At 70.4% G+C, this 14286-nt stretch carries 12 protein-coding genes; 2 read left to right on the top strand and 10 right to left on the bottom strand.

The genetic code is table 11. The annotated features are described in order from the left end of the window. Positions 1-43 precede the first annotated feature (43 nt). From IEZ21_RS16550 to IEZ21_RS16595, 10 genes are all read right to left on the bottom strand, one after another. Entirely contained in the window at positions 44-796 is a 753-nt protein-coding gene (locus tag IEZ21_RS16550) for an SDR family NAD(P)-dependent oxidoreductase (RefSeq protein ID WP_189322888.1), read from the bottom strand. A 34-nt stretch (positions 797-830) separates the two neighbouring features. Beyond that, entirely contained in the window at positions 831-1889 is a 1059-nt protein-coding gene (locus IEZ21_RS16555) for a phosphotransferase family protein (RefSeq protein ID WP_246567805.1), read from the bottom strand. Further along, positions 1886-3088, bottom strand: a complete 1203-nt coding sequence (locus IEZ21_RS16560; RefSeq protein ID WP_189322889.1) for an acyl-CoA dehydrogenase family protein — start codon at positions 3086-3088, stop codon at positions 1886-1888. Before IEZ21_RS16560 ends, IEZ21_RS16555 begins: the two co-directional genes overlap by 4 nt. A gap of 38 nt (positions 3089-3126) precedes the next feature. After that, positions 3127-3930 (bottom strand): SDR family NAD(P)-dependent oxidoreductase, encoded by an 804-nt coding sequence (locus IEZ21_RS16565; RefSeq protein WP_189322663.1) that lies wholly within the window; start codon positions 3928-3930, stop codon positions 3127-3129. A 20-nt stretch (positions 3931-3950) separates the two neighbouring features. After that, positions 3951-5690 (bottom strand): ABC transporter permease, encoded by a 1740-nt coding sequence (locus IEZ21_RS16570; RefSeq protein WP_213089305.1) that lies wholly within the window; start codon positions 5688-5690, stop codon positions 3951-3953. Positions 5691-5694: 4 nt separating this feature from the next. Further along, positions 5695-6870 (bottom strand): ABC transporter ATP-binding protein, encoded by a 1176-nt coding sequence (locus IEZ21_RS16575; protein ID WP_189322664.1) that lies wholly within the window; start codon positions 6868-6870, stop codon positions 5695-5697. A gap of 97 nt (positions 6871-6967) precedes the next feature. Then, a complete protein-coding gene (locus IEZ21_RS16580) occupies positions 6968-8032 on the bottom strand; it encodes an ABC transporter substrate-binding protein (protein ID WP_189322665.1) in 1065 nt (354 codons plus the stop codon). Positions 8033-8405: 373 nt separating this feature from the next. Then, on the bottom strand, positions 8406-9467 hold the full coding sequence (locus IEZ21_RS16585) for an NADP-dependent oxidoreductase (protein WP_189322892.1): 1062 nt from the start codon (positions 9465-9467) through the stop codon (positions 8406-8408). Between the two features lie 61 nt (positions 9468-9528). After that, positions 9529-10896 (bottom strand): FAD-dependent oxidoreductase, encoded by a 1368-nt coding sequence (locus IEZ21_RS16590; RefSeq protein WP_373302237.1) that lies wholly within the window; start codon positions 10894-10896, stop codon positions 9529-9531. Positions 10897-10926: 30 nt separating this feature from the next. Next, positions 10927-11967: an NAD(P)-dependent alcohol dehydrogenase gene (locus IEZ21_RS16595; protein ID WP_189322667.1), complete on the bottom strand. Its 1041-nt coding sequence runs from the start codon at positions 11965-11967 to the stop codon at positions 10927-10929. 97 nt (positions 11968-12064) lie between these two features. Between IEZ21_RS16595 and IEZ21_RS16600 the strand changes: the two genes are divergently transcribed. After that, positions 12065-12868 (top strand): SDR family NAD(P)-dependent oxidoreductase, encoded by an 804-nt coding sequence (locus tag IEZ21_RS16600; protein WP_213089306.1) that lies wholly within the window; start codon positions 12065-12067, stop codon positions 12866-12868. Between the two features lie 183 nt (positions 12869-13051). Then, positions 13052-14206, top strand: coding sequence for an acyl-CoA dehydrogenase family protein (locus tag IEZ21_RS16605; protein ID WP_189322668.1), 1155 nt, complete (start codon positions 13052-13054; stop codon positions 14204-14206). Positions 14207-14286: the final 80 nt, after the last annotated feature.

Below are 14286 nucleotides of genomic sequence, written 5' to 3' on the forward strand. Positions count from 1 at the left end.
GCCGCTGGGCGGCTGCCTCGGCTCACTGCGTAGCTTCAGCGGTTCAGCGTGCGGTCCAGCCTCCGTCGACGTAGAGCTCCGAGCCGGTCATGAAGCCCGCGTCGTCCGAGGCGAGGAACGCCACGGCGCCCGCCACCTCCTCGGTCGTGCCCAGCCGCCCGAGCGGGGTGCCCTCGATCATCGCGGTGAGGCGTGGCGTGCCCTGCCACAGTTCCCGCGACAGGGGCGTCTCGATGAAACCCGGATGCAGCGAGTTGACCCGTACGCCGCGCCCGCCCCAGTGCAGTCCGGCGTTCTTGGTCATCAGCCGTACGGCGCCCTTGGCGGCGTGGTACGAGAACTGGGCGCCGAAGCCGCCGACGGTACCGAAGATCGAGGCGATGTTGACGATGGAGCCGCCGCCGGAGTGCTCGATGGCAGGACCGCCGTGCTTCATGCCGAGCCACACCCCGGTCTGCGTCACCCCGATCACCCGGTCCCAGGTCTCCCGGGTCTCGGTCTCCACCGTGCCCATCGCGGCGATCCCCGCATTGTTGACCAGCACCGACAGGCTTCCCAGACGGTCGGTCACCTGGGCGACGACCGTCTCCCAGGCCGTCTCGTCGGTGACGTCCAGGCGCAAACCCAGGGCGCCGCCCGGCAGTTCCCCGGCGAGCTTCTCGCACTGGTCCACGTCGAGGTCGGTGACCACGACGGTCGCGCCCTCGGCCGCCAGCCGTCGCGCGATCGCCTCGCCGATGCCTCCGGTGGCACCGGTCACCAGCGCCACCTTTCCCGAGAGCCGGTCTTCCCTCACCACTGCTCACACTCCTTCTCAGGTATGTGGCACATCAGTTGCACGGAACATCGATCGACAGACCGGAGCGCAGCAGCGCGGGAACCGCAGAGCCGACCCGGTCGAAGCCCGGGCCGACGGTCTGTCCGGCGAGATGGCGGGCGTGGATGCCCTCCGCGATGACCGCAAGCTTGAAGTACCCGAGGGCCCGGTGGAAGGGCAGCGCCGACACATCGCGGCCGGATCGCGCCGCGTACCGTTCCGCCAGCTCGGGTGCGGAGGGGAAGCCTGGGTTGGCCGCCGGGACATGCCCGCCGCCGAGGACCGGCTCGCACGCCGGGTCCCAGTAGACGAGGAGCAGGCCGAGATCGGCGAGCGGATCACCCAGGGCCGCCATCTCCCAGTCGACGATCGCGGCGATCCGCCCCGGGTCGTCGGCGCTCAGGATGACGTTGTCCAGTCGGTAGTCCCCGTGCAGGACCGCCGACGCGGTGCTGTCACCATCGTCCCGCACCACGGGCAGTCCGCGTTCCAACTTCCTGTGTAGCGCGTCCAGTTCGGGTAGTTCACGGGTGGCGACCCGGTCCCACTGGCCGCGCCACCGCCGCACCTGCCGCTCCACATACCCGGCCGGGCGCCCGAATCCGCCCAGCCCGACCTCGTACGGATCGACCGCGTGCAGCGCGGCCAGTTGATCGACCAGCGCCTCGGAGCACCGCCTCGCATCGTCGGCGGACAGCTCGGCCGCCCGTTCGACGTCCCGCAGCACTTCGCCGTCGACGAAGGAGACGACGGTGAACGGCGCGCCGATCACCGACTCGTCGGCGCAGGAGAGCACGGTCCGCGGCACCGGGACCTCGGTGGCGGCGAGCGCGGCCATGACGCGGTACTCGCGGTCCATGTCGTGCGCGGTCGGGGTCAGCGTGCCCAGCGGCGGCCTGCGCAGCACCCAGCGGTGTGTGCCGTCGGTCACGAGGTACGTGAGATTGGAGCGCCCACCGAGCAGCAGGCGGACGTCCAGGGGGCCGGCGCACTGCGGTACCTCGCGCTCCAAGAAGCGCTGCAGCGCGGGCAGGTCCACCCCGGCCACGGTGGCGTCGTCGGTCGCCGTCACCGAACACCCCCTCGCTCCCGTGCGGCCCGGACCGCGCGCTTGGCGATGGCCCAGCGGTGGGTCTCCGACGGCCCGTCATAGACGCGGAACGGCCGGACCTCCCGGTAGAGGGAGGCCAGCGGCGCGTCCTCCGAGATGCCGAGCGCCCCGCAGATCTGGACCGCGCGGTCCACGACCCGGCCCACGGCCTCGGACACGAAGGTCTTCGCGATGGAGGTGTGCTGGGCGCCGGACCTGCCCTGGTCGAGTTCCCAGCAGGCACGCCAGAGCACCGCCCGGCTCGTCTCGATGTCGATCTCCGAGTCGGCCAACTGCTGCTGCACCATGCCGAGTTCGGCCAGCGGACCGCCGAAGGCCGTACGCGCGACGGCCCGGTCCAGGGCGATGTCCTGCGCCCGGCGGGCCACCCCGAGCCACCGCATGCAGTGCGTCAGCCGGGCGGGCCCGAGACGCACCTGTGCGTACTCGAATCCCTTGTCGGCCTCGCCGAGCACCGCGTCGTCGGTCACCTCGCAGTCGTCGAAGGCGAGTTCGCTGTGACCGGCGAACAGGCCCCGGTCCAGCGTGCCGATGTTCCTGACCATTTTCATGCCCGGGTTGTCGGCGCCGACCAGAAACATCGTCGCCCCGCCCGGATCACCGGGCTCACCGCTGGTGCGCGCCATACAGATGGCGAACGCCGCCCCGTCCGCCCCGCTGATGAACCACTTGCGGCCGTTGATCCGCCATCCGCCCGGGATGCGGACCGCCGTGGTGGCCAGCGCCCGCGGGTCGGAGCCGGCGCCGGGGGAGGGCTCGGTCATCGCGAAGCACGACCGCGTCTCCCCGGCCGCCAGGGGAGCGAGAAAGCGAGCTTTCTGTTCCTCGGTCGCGACCGCTTCGAGCAGATGCATGTTGCCCTCGTCGGGCGCCGCGCAGTTGAGGGCCAGAGGACCCAGCAGCGAGTATCCGGCGGCCTCGAAGACGACCGCCTGACCGCGCAGATCCAGACCGAGCCCTCCCCACCGCTGCGGGACATGGGGAGCGAACACCCCCGCCGCGCGGGCCGCCTTCTGTAGGCCGCGCCGCAGGGGTTCGGGGCCCGCGTGTACGTCCCCGTGGCAGTCCTCCTCCGCAGGCAGAACGGTGTCCCGGACGAAGTCGGCGGTCCGCCGCGCGATTTCGGAGACGTCCCGGTCGATGTCGAACTCGATGGCCATACGGCCCCTCTCGATCCTGTACTTGGTGGTGTACGAGGTCACTCCCTGACCCCACGCCACGCGAGCGCCCCGCCGTCGATGACGTACGAGGTGCCGGTGATGAACGCCGCGTCGTCGGAGGCCAGGAAGCAGGCCAGCTTCGCCACCTCCTCCGGCCGCCCGAGCCGCCGCACGAGCTGCGGCGCGGTCAACTCCCGCTCCATGGCGTCGCCTTTGCCGGACGCCTCGAAGAAGTCCCGCGCCAGCGGCGTCTCGATGACGCCGGGGCAGAAGCAGTTGCAGCGCACGGGTGCCAGATCGACGGCGGTGACCTTGGTGAGGTGGATGACGGCCGCCTTGGTGGTGCCGTAGATCGGTGCCAGGGGACGGCCGGTGAGCCCGGCCACCGAGGCCGTGTTGACGATGGCGGGTCCGCGGGTGGAGCGCCGCAGGTGGGCCGCGGCGAACTTCGTCGTGAGCCAGACCGCCTTGAGGTTGACCTCGTAGACCGTGTCCCAGGCCTCCTCGGGGAGCGTGTCGACCGCGCGGTCCTCCGGCCGGTCCACGAGCGCGGACTCGATCACGCCGGCGTTGTTCACGAGGACGTCGAGCCCGCCGAACCGTTCCGCCGTGCGGGCCACCATCGCCTCGATGTGGTCGCGGTCGCGCAGGTCGCAGACGATTGCCTCCGCCTCGGCCCCGGCGGCGCGTACGAGGTCGGCCGTCTCGGCCGCGGTTGCCTCGTTCCGGTCGGCGACCGCGACCGCCGCCGCGCCCTGGCGCGCCATCTCCACGGCGATCGACCGTCCGATGCCCTGGCCCGCGCCCGTCACGAGGACCGTCTTGCCGTCGAGCGAGCCCATGCCCATATCCCTGCCCCTGCTCACAGCTTCTCGAAGATGTCGGAGCCCGCGACGGACATGGCGATGAAGACGCCCACAGATGTCACCAGCGTCATGACGAGCGCGATCGCCGCTACCAGCGGATAGGAACCGTTGGCCCAGTAGTCGAACAGGATGGTGCCCATGACCTGCGTCGTGGGTGCCCGTACCAGCAGCGATGCCGTGAACTCATGGGTGAGCAGCACGAACATCAGGGCTCCGGCACCCGCGAGGGTCGGGCGCAGCAGCGGCAGCACGATCTCGGTGTTGGTCCGCAGCGCGCCCGCGCCGCTGGTACGCGAGGCCTCCAGGTACGTGTCGCCGAGTGCCACCATTCCGGACAGCTGCATCCTGGTGGCGAAGGGCAGCATCAGGGTCACGTAGACGAGGACGATCACCGTTCGGGTGCCGTACAGGATGAACGGCTCGCGGCTGTAGGTGAGCAGGAAGCCGGCGCCGAAGACCACTGCGGGGATTCCGAGGGGCATCGCCACGATGAAGTCGACCGCGGCCCGGATGATGCGGAACCGGCGCCCCTTGAGCAGCAGTGAGGCGGCGATGAAGCCGAGCGGCAGCGCGATGGCGACGGAGATGACCGAGGTGACGAGGCTGTTGACGATCGCGTCGGTGATCCCCGACTCCTGGAACACGCGCCTGAAGTTGTCGAGCGTGAACCCGCTCGGTTGGATCCTGCCGCTCCAGAAGGCGGAGAGCGATACGACGACGAGTGCGCCCAGCGGCAGCGCCAGCGCCACCAGGCCGTAGAGGAGGATGCCGGTGACCGCCACCCACGACGGCCGTCCGCCGGACCGGAACGCCTTGCCGCCATGTGTGACGAAGCGGCTGTGGTCGCCGAGGATCACCTTCTGGAAGAGCACGACGGCGATGCCGAAGAGCAGCAGGGGTGAGCCGATCGCGGCGGCCCTGCCGTAGTCGACCGGGCTCTGCGACACGGCGACGTACATGTCCGTGGTGAGCACGTTGACGCCGTTGTTCCTGCCGAGCAGCAGTGGTCCCGTGAACTGGCCGAGTCCAAGGAGCAGAGCAACGAAGCCCCCGTACACCAGGACCGGGCGCAGCAGCGGCAGTGTCACCCGGAAGAACACACCGGCCGGTGACGATCCGCTGACCTGTGCCGCCTCGATCAGCTCCGCGTTGATGTTGCCGAAGCCGGCGCTGACGAAGAGGTAGACGAAGGCGGTCAGGCCGAAGCCGGTGATGAGGACGATCCACGGCAGCGTGTAGATGTCGACGGGGCCTTCGTCGAGATGGTCCCACCAGGGCAGGTTGCGCAGCGCCGCGTTGAGGTAGCCGGGGCGCGGCGAGAACAGGAACGCCCAGCCGGTCACCGCGGCCACGGCCGGGACCACGATGGGCAGGACGGGCAGGACGCGAAGCAGCCGCAGGCGGGGTGGCAGGCGGGTCGCCGCCCAGGCCAGGAACGTGCCGAGGACGAGTGCGATGACCAGCGAACCCAGCGCCATACCGGCCGTCGTGCGCAGCGTCTCGGCCATGTCCGGACTGTCGAAGGCGGCGCTGTAGCCACGGGCGTCGTCCTCGAAGGCCAGCCGTTGCAGGCCCACCAGCGGAGCGATCACCAGGTAGCCGATGGCAGCCAGGAAGGCGAGCGCGCCCAGCCGTGGCAGGTGGCGCCGCGCACGGGTCAGTGCCGTCGGATGCGGCGGGGCCGGGTGCGGTGGTGTCGTCGTGGGGGAGGGGGCGGGTACGGCGGGTGCGGCCACGACGTCACGCTCCCACTGCCGCGGTGGGGGTGTGCCCGGCTGTCCGTACCCCGTCGGCGTCGTAGTAGATGGCCACGTCCTTGGCGAACCAGGCGGTCACCCGCTGCCCGCGCGACAGACTTCGGGCCCATGGCTTGCCGGTCAGCGGTGCCTGCGCGTGCAGGCGGCTGCCCCCGACGGTGACGACCACGTCCATGTGACGCCCGCCGAACTGCGCGTCGACGACCTCAGCCGGGAGGCCGACGCTGTGGGCCGGCGGTTTCTCCTCGGCGGGACAGAGCTGAAGGTCGTCGGGGCGCAGCCGCGCGGAGACCTCGCTGTGCGAGCGGGGCACCGGGAGCTCGTCCACCACGGTCTGGCTTTCCGCACCCGCCTGGCCGTCGGCGCCCGATGCGGAGGCGAGGGCCCATCCTTCGCCCTGACGCAGGAGTGGAAGCCGGTTCGACATCCCGATGAAGCCGGCGACGTACTCGGTGGCCGGCTCCTCGAAGACCCGCTCCGGCGTGTCCAGTTGCTCGATCCGCCCCGCCTTCATGATCGCCAGACGGTCGCCGAGTGCCAGCGCCTCGCTCTGGTCGTGGGTGACGAACACGGCGGTGAAGCCCAGTCGTGCGTGCAGCTCGTGCAGCTGGGCGCGTACCTGGTCGCGCAGCCGGGCGTCGAGGTTGCTCAGCGGCTCGTCGAAGAGCACCAGGTCGGGTTGGGCGGCCAGACCGCGGGCCAGGGCGACCCGCTGCTGCTGGCCGCCGCTGAGCTGCGCCGGATAGCGGTCGAGCAGGGCGGCGCAGTCGACGAGCTCCGCCGCCTCCTCGATCCGCGTGCGCGCCTGCTCACGAGGCACCCGTCTGGTTCTCAGGGGATATCCGATGTTGCGGCGCACTGTCATGTGCGGCCACAGCGCGTACGACTGGAACACCATCCCGATCCGGCGCTTGTTCGGAGGGAGGTTGACCTTCCCTCGTACATCCAGCACTGTCTGGTCGCCCAGCGAGATACCTCCCTCGTCGGGCGTCTCCAGACCGGCCAGACAGCGCAGAGTCGTGGTTTTTCCGCAGCCGCTCGGGCCGAGCAGAACGATGAACTCGCCCGGTTCGATCTCCAGCGACAAGTTGTCCACCGCGACAGCCGGCGGCTTGCCGGCGAACCTTTTCGTCAGACCCTCGATGCGCACGTGGGACACGGGGGACTCCTCACATCCAAAGATCGAGTGAGTGGGCACCGTTGGTATGGGTGCCCACACTGCTGTGCACCGGCACCGGCCGATGCACCCACCGCCCCTACTGGAAGAGGGACTTCCACTTCTTCTGGTACGCGGCCACGGCCTCCGGCGTGAGCTTGGCCGGATCCTGCACCCGTACCTTGTCGTTGGTGATCACTGTGCCGGGAACCTTGGGCAGCACCGAGCCGGCGGACGGCGTGATCAGCTTCTGTCCCTCGGCGGTCACCATGAAGTTGGCGAACAACTGGCCGGCGTTGGGGTGCGGGCCGGTCGACAGCACCATGCCGTAGTACCGGGCACCCCACACGCCGTTCGGCGGCATGCGGTAGTCGACCGGTGCACCCTTTTTCTTGGCGGGATCGAGCGTGATAGGCGCTACGAAGCTGCCGGCGGCGATCTCGCCGGACTGCATCGCCTCACCCATGGGCAGGGCGCTGGGGTAGATGCGGGGCTTCTGGGCGGCCAGCTTCTTCACGAAGTCGGCGCCGTACGTCTCCTCCAGCCACAGGTAGAAGTCGACGATCGAGGGCGCGGTCGGCTCGATGACGCCGATCTTTCCGCCCGCGAGGGACGGGTCGAGCAGGTCCGGGTAGTCGGTCAGCCCTTGGGAGTGGAGCTTGGTGTTCCAGCCGAACGTGAGCACGGCGGAGTTGGTCTCGAAGTAGTTGCCGTCGTGGACGTACTGCTTGGCGTCGTAGTCGCCCTTGCCGGTGAGTTCGGGACCGGTCGGCGCCAGGAACCGCTTGGCCTCGGCCTGCGGCTTCACCCAGGACAGGCTCGCGCTGACGTACATGTCGGCGATGCCCTTGCCGGTGTTGAACTCCGTCTCGACCTTCACCCCGAGGTCACCGTCGACGCCCCGGACGGTCTTGACGTCGATGCCCGGGTATTTGGCCTCGAAGGCCTTTGCGAGGTTGTTGAGGGCGGTCAGATCCTGGGCCGAGTAGACAGTGAGCTGTTCTTCTTTCTTCGCTGCGGCGACCAGCTCGTCGATACCCGCCGAGGCGGGCACGACCTTGGACTCGGCGTTGTTGGCGGTGCCGCCGCCGCACGCGGCGGCCAGCAGTGTGGTGATCGACAGCACGATGAGCAAAGCCCCGCGCCGTCGCGGATCTGATCTCATTCTCGGCTCCCTTAGGTGAACCGGCCCCCGGCCGAACCGGCGCAGAACCGAGCGGACTTTGCGCTGAACGGTGGCCGGATGGCCAAGATTTCGTGGAAGTTACCAAACTGAACTCGGTTAGGCAATAGTGTGCGCAGCCGCGCGACGGAAGGATTGGTGGAAGGTTCGAAGGAGTCGCGTGCCGCGGCTTTCGTGGCATCGGTTGCCGCAGGAGTGGGTGGGCGTTGGCCGGTCTGCGCGCGGGGTCGGGCGGGGGCGACTGGAGTGTTCGACCGGGCCATCCCGTGGTGGCAGCTGTTGGGCTTACTTCAGTTCAGTTTGACAGGCGGCAGGGTGCTGGGCTCGGTATGCCGGGCGCCCCACGGGGCGGGCCTCAGTCGACGGTGTTCTCACGATGCGTGCCGCCATCGATCCGCACAAGCGTCTTGCCGGTGTTGTCGCCTCGCAGTAGCCCCGCCAGTGCCAACGGCGCCTGCGGCAGCCCGTCTACGATCGTTTCGCGGCAGTGGAGGCGGCCTTCGCGGACCCATGCGCCCACTTGCCGTCTCATCTCGGGCAGTAAGCGGGTGTGGCCGCTGGCCCGGAAGCCGCGAATCGTCAGGCCCTTCGTCACCGCCAGCATGAGGTTTCCGGGGCCGTGCGGCGGCTCCTTGGCCGCATACTCCGAGATCATGCCGCAGATCGCGACGCGGCCCGACCTCCGCAGCGCCCCGAGGGCGGCCTCGAGATGGTCGCCGCCGACGTTGTCGAAGTACACGTCTATGCCGTCCGGGGCCGCTTCACGCAAGAGGTCGGGGAGAGGGCCGCGCTTGTAGTTGAACGCGGCGTCCAGGCCGAGCTCCTCCAGGAGGTAGCGCACCTTCTCGTCGGAACCGGCGCTGCCGATGACGCGGTGCCCGCGGATCTTCGCCATCTGCGCGGCGAGGCTGCCGACCGCGCCGGCCGCGGCGGAGACCCAGACGACGTCGCCGTCGCGCAGGCCCGCGGCGTGGAAGAGGCCGGCGTAGGCGGTGAGTCCATTGGCGCCGAGCGCGCCGAGGTGCGCCTGGGGAGGTGCAACGTCCACGTCGAGCTTCGTGAGCGTGCCGACGCCGCCGAGGGCCTGCCTCCCCGCCTCGACGACGGCGTAGTCGCGCCATCCGGAGGCGTGCCACACCATGTCGCCGGGGGAGAACCCGTCGGCGCGGGACTCGACGACCTCCCCGACGGTCATGATCCCGTCCATCGGCTCTTCGAGGGGGAAAGCCGGAAAGTATCCCGGTGGCGCCGTCTCCCTGAGCCGCAGACGGAGGGCGGCGTCGACGGATGTCCATGTGTTCCGGACCAGCACCTCGCCCGGCCGTGGTCGCCGCACCTCGACCTCGACGACGCGAAAGTCCGACGCGCGGACCTCGCCGCGGGGATAGGTGACCGGCCAGACCTCACGGCTGATCATTGCCGTGTCTTCCCGGGGCGCTTGACCCGACTCGGCCAGGGTGTGCATCTGGTCGTCCATGTCAGCCGCGGCCCTCCTGCCCATGGGACGCGGCGCGAAGCGTCGCGGTGCCGGCCGCCGTGAGGCCGAACACGAGGGCTGACGCGATGCCGCCGGCGTAGGCCCGGTACCACAGGCCTCCGGTGTCCGAACCGGCCGCGAGGAGCCCTTCGATGGGCTCGCCGTCCTCTCCCCGAACCCGGGCCCGGTCGTCGATGCGGACTCCATGGAACGGGAAGGTGATGGCCGGCACCGCCTCGACGACGTAGTAGGGCGGTTCGTCGAGCGGCAGGCGGTCGAGCCGGCGGCCCGGAGCCGGATCCTCACCCGCCGCCGTCCGGGCGTTGAACCGCTCGACGGCCGCGCGGACGGCGAACCCGTCGTATCCCCACTCCTCGGGAAGGTAGACGAGTTCGTCGAGTTCCTCGGCGAAACCGACCCGACCGCCCCGTTTACCCGCCAGCGCGAACTTGTCGACGGCGACCGCCCCTTCCACGTACGAACCCACCACCCAGTCGCGGAACACGCGGGCGTCGGCGATGAGGAGCCCGCGGTTCTCGGGCTGTTCCATCAGTGCCATCGTCGTCAGGTGATCGCCCAGCGTTTCGTCGGTGAACCGCTCGCCCAGCAGGTTGAACAGCAGGGCGTGCTCGCTGTAGTACAGCGACAGGTCGACGAAGTCCGACGGGCCCGCGAACGGGATGCCGCTCGGGATCAGATGTCCGTAGAAGCCGGCCCCGGGCAGCCCGGTCGATGCGCCGGCGGCGGTCGCCAGGCGGTAGCCGGCCCCGCGGCTGTGGGGGTTGGAGCGCAGTTCCAGGCGGTCGGCGTGGGGGTGGACGAGTTTGTTGCGGAGGTCCACGTCCCCCTGGAAGCCTCCCGTGGCCAGGAGTGTCGAGGTGGCGCGCACCTGCCGTCGCATGCCGTCGCTCGTGACGAGTTCCGCTCCGGCCACGGCGCCGTTCTCCACGAGGAGCCGCTCGGTGTCGGTGGTCAGCAGCAGCTCGCCACCCGCATCGACGATGATGCGGCGGCAGGTGTCGACGTAGTGATTGGTGTCGAACTGGTGCCCCTGGCCGAAGCTGAGGATGGGCTGAGCGTCCTTGGCCTCGACCCCCGTGCTCCGAATCCAGTTGATGCCGTCCTGGAAGCGGTCCACGAGGGCGCACTTGAGCGAGGCGTCTCCGCCCGGGTTGTGCCGCTCCATCTCCTCGTGGCTCGGGGCGGTCCAGGCGTAACCGGCGTAGCGCGCGGACCCCCCGACGTCATCGCCGATCTCGACGACCACGACGGACAACCCGTTGCGTACGGCTCGCGCGCCCGCGGTCAGCCCGGCCATTCCCGCCCCGATGACGAGCAGGTCGACCGTCTGGTGGTCCGGCATGCGCATTCAACCCCTTTCCTGACGTGCGCTGCGTGGTCAGTCGGGGACGAGCACGGCCCGCCCCCGCACCCGGCCCCGGCGAAGCCGGCCGATTGCCTCCGGTGCGGCGGACAGCGGGAACTGCTCCGTCTCGACGTGGATCGCCCCCGACTGGGCCAGCGCGACGACCTCGGCGAGCTCGGGGTGGGTTCCCCAGAAGGGGAGTGAGAGCCTGAAGCCCGGCGGGAGAACGCCCGGCTTGGAGACCGTCAGCCGGCCGCCTCCGCTGCCGACGACGGCGAGTTCACCCCCCGGACGCAGGATGCCGGCCGCGAGTTCCAGCGTCTGCGTGGTGCCGACGAAGTCGAGCACGGCGTCCGCTCCCGTGCCACCACTCCGCTTCCGCAGGACATCCGCGGTGTCCGCCCGCACCAGGGTGCCGAAGTCCGCGCCGGAGCGGTCCGCGAGAGCCAGCGCCTCCTCCCGGACGTCGACCGCCAGTACGCGGCTCGGGGTGGTCGCCCGAAGGATCTGCACAGCCAGGTGACCTAGCCCGCCGACACCGATGACGACGGTGGTGGTGCCCTCTTCGAGCGCGTGCCGGAGACCGGCCACGGCGTGATAGGACGTCAGGCCCGCGTCGGAGAGCGGAGCCGCCTGATCGGCAGGCAAGTCGCCGATCGGCACAAGATGGCGGGCGGACGGGACGAGTACGCACTCGGCCATTCCGCCGTCCCGGCCCAGTCCCGCGCCGTGCCAGGCGAGGGTGTCGCGCCGGTCGCAGTAGTTGTCCCGGCCGGCGGCACAGCGGTCGCAGGCGCCGCAACCCCACGGTCCGTACAGCACCACGCGGTCACCGACCGCCACCCCGTCGGCGTCGGGCCCCAGGGCCAAGGTCCGCCCGGCGACCTCGTGGCCGAGGGTGAAGGGCAGCCGGTAGGGGAGTGCTCCCGGAGGCGCGTCGATGACGTGCAGGTCGGAGTGGCACAGCCCGGTGGCCTCGACGCGTACCAGCACCTCGGCGCCGTGGGGGACGGGTTGCTCGACCTCGGTCTGTGTCGGGGGTTCGCCCCACGCCGTCAGCCGCAGTGCCCTCATCTTCACCGTCCCAGGTCTTGTCAGCCCCGCGGCCGTCACGGTAACAGAGGTGAAGTCAGTTCAATAGAACGGGGCAGGCAGTGAAGGAGGGATTGGCTTGACGCGCAGGGACGTCCAGGCAGAGAGGTTCGCGGGCAGGGTCGCGATGGTGACGGGCGCCGGCTCCGGCATGGGTGCGGCGGTCGCCCGGCAGCTGGCGGCGGAAGGGGCGCGGGCCGTCGTACTGGCCGACGTGAACGGCGAGGGTGCCGCGGCCGTCGCCAAGGAACTGCCCGCCGCTGAGTCGGTCGCATGCGACGTGGCGGACGCGGCGGGCGTCGACGCCGCCGTCCAGGACGTACTGCAGCGGCACGGACGGCTCGACGTCCTGGTGCACGCGGCCGGGGTCGACGACCCCGAGGCCAAGCAGCGCATCGCGGACGCGCTGGTCGAAGGGCGGCCGGTCGAGCTGACCGATTCCCTCGACGATGCCTCCTGGCGGCGCGTCATGCGCGTGAACCTGGACGGTACGTTCCATGTGCTGCGCGCGGCGGTGCGGGTCATGCGGCCCCTCGGAGCCGGGGCGATCGTGGTGATCGGCTCGTCCTCGGCCTTCGACACCCCTGCCGGCTATCCCCACTACGCCGCCTCCAAAGCGGGTGTGCACGCACTGGCTCAGGCCGTGGCCAAGGAGGTCATCGCGTCCGGGATCCGCGTGAACGTGGTGGCTCCGGGGCCGACGGAGACGGGGATGGCGGCGCGCACGCCCGAGGCGCTGCGCGCCGGTTTCGCCGACCCGCGGGTGCGTCCGTATGCGACGCCCGAGGAGATCGCCGACATCGCTCTCTTCCTCGCGAGCGATGCCGCGGCGAACCTGGTCGGCGCGGTGCTGCTCGCCAACGGCGGCCGGTTCACCGCCTGAGTGTGGTCCGGTCCGCTCGGCCTTGCCGGGAGCCGAAGGCGCCCCAATGGACTTGTGCACGGGTCTTGCCTGTCTCGCAGGTCTATGCCTAAGTTCTCGAATTGAGTTCAGTTTATAGATCTGTTTTACGGCTCTGAGTTCTCGGCTCTCAGCTCTCCGGCACACGAGCACGAGGGGGACCCCATGCACCGTCGCCACCCCGAGATCGACCCCCAGCTGCTGTCCGAAACCGAAGAACAGCGGCAACTGCGCACCGTTCTGCGGGACTTCTACACCGAGGCGAGCGGCCCCGAGGACGTCCGCAAGCATCTGGCCACTCCGCGCGGATACGACGAAGTGCTCTGGACGCGTCTCGCGGGTGAGATCGGCGTCCACGGGCTGGCCGTTCCCGAGGAGTACGGCGGCTCGGGTTTCACGTTCGCCGAACTGGCCGTGGCCCTGGAGGAATCAGGGCGCGCCCTGTACTGCGCGCCGCTGCTGCCCACGGTGGCCCTCGCCGCCCCCGCCCTGCTGCACAGCGGCGACCGCGCGGCATGCGAGCGCCATCTGCCGCGGATCGCCGACGGCACACTCACGGCGACGGTGGCCGGGTTCGACGCCGACGACCCCGACAGCATCGACGTCACCGCCGAGCAGGGAGGCTCGGGCTGGGTGCTGCGCGGCCGGGCGGACTTTGTACTCGACGGGGCCGGCGCGGACCTGATCCTGGTACGAGCTCAAACTCCCGCCGGGCCGCGGCTGTTCGCCTGTGAGCCCGCACCGGACTCCTGCCATCGGACTCCGCGACGTGTCCTGGACGAGACGCGCCGTCAGGCGCTGGTGGAGTTCCGAGGGGCCCCGGCCACCACCGTGGGTACGGCGGAGGGCACCGAAGCCGCCGTCTCGGCGACGCTCGACACCGGGCGGGCCGCGCTGGCGGCCGAACAGGTCGGCGGCAGCGGGCACGCGTTGGACGCCACGGTCGAATTCGCCGCGCAGCGCCACCAGTTCGGGCGGCCCATCGGTTCCTTCCAGGCCGTCAAGCACCGGCTGGCCGACGTGCTGGTCGCGCTGGAGGCGGCCCGCTCGGCGTCCGCGTACGCGACTGCCTGCACCGCCGCCGCCTCGCCGCAGCTGCCGGTGGCCGCCTGCGCGGCCGCCGTGGTCTGTTCCGAGACCTTTCGCCTGGCGACGGCCGAATACGTCCAACTGCACGGCGGAATCGGCTTCACCTGGGAGCACCCGGCTCATCTGTACGTGCGCCGCGCACGCAGCGGCGAGGTCCTGTTCGGCACGACGGACCGGCACCGGGTCCGGCTCGCCGAACTCATCGGTCTCGCCACCCGTTCGGCCGCCTGACCAGGCGAAGAGGATGAACACGTACCGGCGAAGAGGACAGACGGAGACCGGCGAGGGGGACAGACAGCGACCAGCGAAGA

Source organism: Streptomyces flaveus (assembly GCF_014647675.1).
Taxonomy (GTDB): domain Bacteria; phylum Actinomycetota; class Actinomycetes; order Streptomycetales; family Streptomycetaceae; genus Streptomyces; species Streptomyces flaveus.

What these genes read in the sequence shown, in the direction of transcription:
- IEZ21_RS16605 (WP_189322668.1), top strand. Translation starts at nt 13,052, where the DNA reads ATGCACCGTCGCCACCCCGAGATCGACCCCCAGCTGCTGTCCGAAACC.
- IEZ21_RS16585 (WP_189322892.1), bottom strand. Translation starts at nt 9,467, where the DNA reads ATGATCAGCCGTGAGGTCTGGCCGGTCACCTATCCCCGCGGCGAGGTC.
- IEZ21_RS16580 (WP_189322665.1), bottom strand. Translation starts at nt 8,032, where the DNA reads ATGAGATCAGATCCGCGACGGCGCGGGGCTTTGCTCATCGTGCTGTCG.
- IEZ21_RS16590 (WP_373302237.1), bottom strand. Translation starts at nt 10,896, where the DNA reads ATGCGCATGCCGGACCACCAGACGGTCGACCTGCTCGTCATCGGGGCG.
- IEZ21_RS16565 (WP_189322663.1), bottom strand. Translation starts at nt 3,930, where the DNA reads ATGGGCTCGCTCGACGGCAAGACGGTCCTCGTGACGGGCGCGGGCCAG.
- IEZ21_RS16560 (WP_189322889.1), bottom strand. Translation starts at nt 3,088, where the DNA reads ATGGCCATCGAGTTCGACATCGACCGGGACGTCTCCGAAATCGCGCGG.
- IEZ21_RS16595 (WP_189322667.1), bottom strand. Translation starts at nt 11,967, where the DNA reads ATGAGGGCACTGCGGCTGACGGCGTGGGGCGAACCCCCGACACAGACC.